Source organism: Bacillus sp. ISL-47, from assembly GCF_018613175.1.
Taxonomy (GTDB): domain Bacteria; phylum Bacillota; class Bacilli; order Bacillales; family Cytobacillaceae; genus Cytobacillus.
Window position 1 is genome coordinate 21,549 of sequence record NZ_JAGGQS010000083.1, and the last position, 6,000, is coordinate 27,548.

Below are 6,000 nucleotides of genomic sequence, written 5' to 3' on the forward strand. Positions count from 1 at the left end.
TCAATACATAAAACGGTTCATAAAGCGCAGACGGTCGAATTGCTGGACTGATTCCTGATCTACTCTTTTGCCGATCCTTGCCATCAGGCAATTTGCTGGATGTGAGCTGATTTCCGGATCGTCTGTTGCGTACCATTCCAGGCCGCCGGCATTCATCATTTTCTCCATGATTTTCCTGTATTCCCAAACATTCAGTCCTGTTCCTTTTAGATCCCAATGCCAGTAGTATTCTGTTGTAATAATGATGTAGTCCTCCATCGCATCATCCATCATTGAGACCTTTAATAGGTTCTTTCCTGTTCCAGAACCGCGGAATGCCGGTATCACTTCAATGGCGCCAAGTTCTATTAAATTATCCATCTTCCCCTCAGACCACCGCTCAAGGGGATCCGGATACAAATAAGTTACATAGCCGACAATGGTGTGCCGGTCTCTGGCGATTAAAATTCTTCCCTCCGGCAATCCGGCAATTTCAACCAAAGCCTTATGCTGCTGGGCTGGAGGCCTGAAAGCTACCAGGTCTTTATGAAACTCGTAATCTGCGAGTTTTTCCGGTGTGATTGGCCCCTCAATTATTAAATTTCCATTGGCTGTTTTTAATTCTTTAGCATTGTACGTTTTTTTATGTTCCATTTATTCACCGCCTAAAAGACATGATCAATGTATTATCTATTATACATAAAAACGATTAATATAAAGCGCTTTCACATAATTTTCTGGGTAATTTGAAAAAACTTTGTGACAATTTAAGGGAATGATGCATATGAATTATTTTTCAGCACCAATATTTTAAAAATTGAGAAAAAATAATATTTATACTATAATAATATCAAATCACAAAAAAGGGGGATATCAATATATGAAAGTGGAAGCGCTACCAGTGACACAAGGGAAGTTTAATTTAAAAAGCTATGATGAGTTATATGAGAATTTTAACTGGGCGGACGTGGAAAAAGAGTTTTCCTGGAAAGATACAGGCCGAATGAATATGGCCTATGAGGCAATCGACCGCCATGCGGAATCCTTCAGAAAAAATAAGATTGCCCTGTACTATCGTGATGGGCAAAGGAATGAAAAATATACTTTCAAAGAAATGAAAGAACTTTCCAATAAAGCAGGAAATGCTTTGAAGACATACGGCGATGTGGAAAAAGGGGACAGGGTGTTTATCTTTATGCCTCGTTCCCCTGAACTCTATTTTGCTGTTTTGGGAGCCATCAAGCTTGGTGCGATTGTCGGGCCATTATTTGAGGCTTTCATGGAAGGAGCTGTCCGTGACAGACTTGAAGACAGTGAAGCAAAAGTTCTAATCACTACTCCTGAGCTTCTGGAACGTGTTCCGGTTGATCAGCTTCCAGCTCTAAAGCATGTTTTTCTGGTTGGAGATAATGTAGAGGAAACAGGTCCATATGTTGACTTCAAGAAAAGAATGGCTGAAGCAAGCCGAAAGCTTTCTGTTGAATGGGTTGACGGAAATGACGGATTAATTTTACATTACACTTCCGGTTCTACCGGTAAGCCAAAAGGTGTGCTTCATGTACATAATGCTATGATTCAGCACTACCAGACGGCTAAATGGGTATTAGATCTTAAGGAAGAGGATGTGTATTGGTGCACGGCCGATCCTGGCTGGGTTACAGGTACTTCCTATGGAATTTTCGGTCCATGGCTTACAGGAACTTCTAACCTGATTGTTGGGGGAAGATTCAATCCTGAGACATGGTACAAGATGATTGAAGAGTATGGCGTAACAGTTTGGTACAGTGCCCCAACAGCTTTCCGCATGCTGATGGGTGCAGGGGATGAAGTTGTTAAGAAGTTTGATTTGGGCAGCCTGCGCCACATTTTGAGTGTTGGCGAGCCCTTAAATCCAGAGGTAGTCAGATGGGGCATGAAGGTGTTCAATCTGCGCATTCATGATACATGGTGGATGACAGAAACAGGTGCACAGTTGATCTGCAACTATCCTTGCATGGAAATTAAGCCAGGCTCCATGGGCAAGCCAATACCAGGTGTCAAAGCAGCCATTGTTGATGACCAGGGAAATGAACTGCCGCCAAACCGCATGGGCAACCTTGCCATTAAAAAAGGCTGGCCTTCCATGATGAGTACGATCTGGAATAACGAGCAAAAATATGAATCTTACTTTATGCCTGGTGACTGGTATGTATCCGGTGACTCAGCATATATGGACGAAGATGGCTATTTCTGGTTCCAGGGACGTGTGGATGACGTAATCATGACATCCGGTGAACGTGTAGGTCCGTTTGAAGTAGAAAGCAAGCTAATTGAGCACCCGGCTGTTGCAGAAGCTGGCGTAATCGGAAAACCGGATCCGGTCCGCGGAGAAATTATTAAAGCGTTTGTAGCATTGCGAGACGGCTATGAGCCAACTGAAGAATTAGTGGAGGATATCCGCCAGTTTGTTAAGAAAGGCCTTGCAGCCCATGCTGCACCACGCGAAATTGAGTTCCGCGATAAGCTTCCAAAAACTCGAAGCGGTAAAATTATGCGTCGCGTCCTAAAAGCCTGGGAACTAGACCTCCCAACTGGCGACTTGTCTACAATGGAAGACTAATAGAGAAAGAGAAAGAACCGCTTGGCAGCGGTTCTTTTTTGTTTTTGCAGCAAGTCGATTACTTAGGTAATTGTGAACTTCGCGTAAAAAACGGGAAGACTTGCGAACAAAGGGTGAAATTTACGAACTAACGATCAAAACTAGCGAACAAATTTTAAATTTAGCGAATGAACGGCAAAAACTAGCGAATAAATAGGAATTCAGCTAGCAGGGTGTACAGAACACTAGTCAATACCCGGTTTAAACAATAAAAAAAGCTGACTTTCGAGCCTGTACTGGCTTGAAAATCAGCTTCACTCTAAAAATATTTAATTAGTCTGTACTATCTTCTCCGCCTCCATCACCAGGTTCTTCTGGCTTTTCAGGATCCGGTTTTTCTTCGGCTGGAGGGTCTGCAGGTTTTTCTTCTTTGGGTTTCTCTTCTTTCGGTTTTTCCTCTTTAGGCTTTTCTTCCTTCGGTTTTTCTTCTTCCGGCTTTTTACCGATTTCCACAACGTTTGAAGGCTGGGATTCCTTGCCCGCAATATCAACGGCTGTTACGTGTATAGCACCATTTCCAGCCATGAAATTTAGAGAAGAGCCAGATTTAATAGTAGCGACTTTTTTGCCGCCGCTATAGACACGGTAGCCAATTACATCTTTTTCAGGATGCGCACCCCATGTAACCGTTTCGCCTGAAGCTTTTATGCTTAGGGCTGCAGGGGCTCTGCCGTTATCCTCAAGCTTATTGCCAGTAGTCAGAACACTTTTCCAGCGCTCTTTATTAGGAATAAGGTCGCTAGGATTTGCTTTAATGCCAAATAATTTTTCGATATACTCGGGATTAAGTACCAATCCTGGTTCTGTAAATTCTTCAGGAGTTGATTCCAGAGCCATATATTTTTTGTCGCCAATTCTCACAAGTTTGCCATTGCCTAGGCTATCATCCACTTTTGTTGGAACAAACTTTGCGTTAAATAGATCTGTTTCAACAAGGCCAGCTTTTGAGCACGCCTCAGAAGGCAGAAGACCCGATATAGCACAGAAGGATCTTCTTACAATTCCTCCAGGCATTTTAAAGTTCGCGCTTGGATCGACTAGATCCGGGGCAACGTCATAAGCAGCATTCATTAGGTCTGCCCATAGGTAATTATTCCGCAAACTGTAGCTTAATGGACCAGGAGCTTTCAGAGATTTAGGGGTATCATACCCGGACCATATGCCAAATGTGACATTTGGGTTGGTTGCTACAAACCACGCATCGTAGAAGTCTACACCTGTTCCTGTTTTTCCTGCCCAGTCTGAACTGAATTTCAATCTGTTTTTCACGGAAGTAGCTGTTCCGCTGTTAATAACATCCCGCATCATATCAATTGTTAAGTAAGCCGTCTGCGGACTGAATACATCCACAGGCTTAACTTCATGGTGATAAATATCCTTGCCGTTTTTATCAGTGATTTTTTCAATCATATATGCATCGATAAATTTACCATCATTGGCAAAGGTGCTGAAAGCATTGGTGTTCTCTTCAACTGTTACCCCATATTCCAATGAGCCAATAGCTGTGGACAAATTCGTATAGTCCGGTCCAATAAGCGAAGTAAAGCCCATCTTTTCCAGGAAATTAGCAGGTCTTTGTCCGACAATATCCTTATATAGCTTAACAGCCGGCACATTGTAGGAATACTTTAAAGCTTCTCTGGCTGAAACCAGACCGCTATACGTTCTGGTATAGTTATTTGGCCAAGGTCTGTTCAATCCTGGAGCAAGGTATAATGGCACATCCGGTAAAATTGTTCCGGGAGCTGACTTTCCCAGCTCCATTGCAGGTGCATAGACAAGCAGCGGCTTCATGGTTGAACCATTTTGTCTTACAGCGTTTGTAGCATGGTTCAATTGTTCGCGTTTGTGATCGCGTCCGCCGACAAAGCTGATAATTTTTCCCGTCTTATTTTCAATTAAAATAGCACCGACCTGTACAGGTTCCATGATTTGCTTGTTCTCACCTGTTTCAGGGTCCTTAACTGTCTCTGGTTTGTCAGGTCCGTAATAAGGGTAGTTATCTTTTACCTGCTGCATTTTATCATATATGTCTTTGTTAATCGTCGTGTGAATCTGATATCCATTCTGGCGGATTGTCCGGTCTGCAAGGGTTTTATACTCCTCTCGCAGTGCGTCATCTTCTTTTAAGTCCTGCTCTTCATAACCATCGTTTTTCGCTAGAATCTTGGTCATGATGTTTACGGCACGCTCTTCAATTTCAAATGTTAAGTACGGATATTTTTCTAAAGGACTTGCTGAAGGATCTGCAAAATCCTTTGTCAAGTCGTAAGCCAAAGCTTCTTCATATTGTTTTTGGTTAATCTTGCCATCGTCGTACATTCTTTTTAGAACGGTTTTCATCCTTGAGAATCCTGGTTCCAGATTCTCCTTAACTGTTCCTTCCCTTGTAAAAGGAGTATAGCCGAATGGGCTCTGCGGAAGCCCGGCAATGAAAGCAGCCTGCGGCAAGGTCAATTCTTTTGCACTTACCCCAAATATACCCTTTGCAGCAGCTTCAACACCGGCAATATTCCGGCCGGAGGCATTTCTTCCAAAGGTGGAAACATTCAGGTATGCTTCCAGAATCTCCTTTTTATCAAAGAATTTCTCGAGACGCAAAGCCAATAGTATCTCTTTTGCTTTGCGTTCAAAAGAAACCTCATTCGTTAAAATTTGGTTCTTAATCAGCTGCTGTGTTAATGTACTTCCGCCGGATTGAACAGATGAATTAGTTACTTCCTGGAATAGTGCACGCATAATCGCTTTTGGCACCACTCCGTCATGCTCGTAAAAATATTCATCTTCGGTAGCCACAACTGCGTTAATCAAGTGTTCTGAAACATCCTCAAGCTGAACTTCCTCCCGTTCAAGGTCAGTCCTTAGCTTGCCCAAATACACATTATTCGCAAAATAAACTTCCGATGTTTCTTCATAATCGTATATATCCTTTTTCATGCTTGCATAGGATCGTATTGGCTCGTCCTTTACAAGTGAGGCAAAATAACCGGCACCGAGACCTCCAGCAAACGCACCGCCAATGACAGCCAAAATGATAAACAGCAAGGCTAAATTCCAGACAACCTGGTAAGTTATGCTGGCACCCTTAGCTGCTTTTTTATTGCCGAAAAGGCCTGGCGTTTGCTTCAATTTATCAATAAGTATTCGAAACTTTTCTTTCATCGTATCAATCCCCCTAAAATCACATCTATTATAGCATAAAGTGAAACTTCCAACAGCGTGTTTTCCGCTGTTGGTTAGTTGAACCAATCGGGCTTTTACGGGCAGTTGTTCGGAAACCTGACTGATTACCAACTAAAAGACTACTATTCTGAAGTTACTGCCCGTTAACCTGCGATAAAGTGAAACTTCCAACAGCGTGTTTTCCGCTGTTGGTTAGTTGA

3 protein-coding genes are annotated in these 6,000 nt (G+C 42.7%); 1 reads left to right on the forward strand and 2 read right to left on the reverse strand.

The window, feature by feature from the left end; genetic code table 11:
• Positions 1–633 (reverse strand): GNAT family N-acetyltransferase, encoded by a 633-nt coding sequence (locus J7I93_RS23915; RefSeq protein WP_214729248.1) that lies wholly within the window; start codon positions 631–633, stop codon positions 1–3.
• Positions 634–859: 226 nt separating this feature from the next.
• On the opposite strand from J7I93_RS23915, the gene acsA reads away from it, so the two are divergent.
• On the forward strand, positions 860–2,578 hold the full coding sequence (acsA, locus tag J7I93_RS23920; protein ID WP_214729250.1) for an acetate--CoA ligase: 1,719 nt from the start codon (positions 860–862) through the stop codon (positions 2,576–2,578).
• Between the two features lie 312 nt (positions 2,579–2,890).
• On the opposite strand, the gene J7I93_RS23925 is transcribed toward acsA, so the two are convergent.
• Positions 2,891–5,779 (reverse strand): transglycosylase domain-containing protein, encoded by a 2,889-nt coding sequence (locus J7I93_RS23925; protein ID WP_214729252.1) that lies wholly within the window; start codon positions 5,777–5,779, stop codon positions 2,891–2,893.
• Between the last annotated feature and the right edge of the window lie 221 nt (positions 5,780–6,000).